At 68.0% G+C, this 585-nt stretch carries 1 protein-coding gene; it reads right to left on the bottom strand.

Annotated features, from left to right (window positions below):
• On the bottom strand, positions 1-585 hold a 585-nt coding region (locus tag G3I71_RS45855), incomplete at both ends, for an HAD-IC family P-type ATPase (RefSeq protein WP_164324873.1).

Below are 585 nucleotides of genomic sequence, written 5' to 3'. Positions count from 1 at the left end.
CCGGTCCATGAGGTTCCTCAGGCCCGTCTGGAAGTGCGCGTTGAGGTAGCCGTACTCCAGGACCTCGCCGTCCTCGTCGCCGTGCACGTCGAGGTAGCGGTCCAGGACGATCCGGTCCTCGGTGAGGGTGCCGGTCTTGTCCGTGCACAGCACGTCCATCGCGCCCAGGTTCTGGATCGCGTTGAGCCGCTTGACGACCACCTTGCGCCGGGACATGGCGACCGCGCCGCGCGCCAGGTTGGCGGAGACGACCATCGGCAGCATCTCGGGGGTCAGGCCCACCGCGACGGCGATGCCGAAGAGGAACGCCTCGTCCCAGTCGCCCTTGGTGAAGCCGTTGATCATGAAGACCACGGGGACCATGACCAGCATGAAGCGGATCAGCAGGAAGCTGACCTTGCGCACCCCGGTGTCGAAGTTGGTCTGCGGGCGTTCGCCGACGAGGGAGCCGGCCATCGAACCGAACCAGGTGTCGGCGCCGGTGGCGACGACGACCCCTGTGGCGGTGCCGGAGGTGACCGAGGTGCCCATCAGGACCAGGTTGTCGGCCTCGACGGGGTCGCGCGTCAGCGTCTGACCGGGGTC

Source organism: Streptomyces sp. SID12501, from assembly GCF_010550245.1.
Classification (GTDB): domain Bacteria; phylum Actinomycetota; class Actinomycetes; order Streptomycetales; family Streptomycetaceae; genus Streptomyces.
This window is presented reverse-complemented; position numbering and strand designations above follow the sequence as displayed.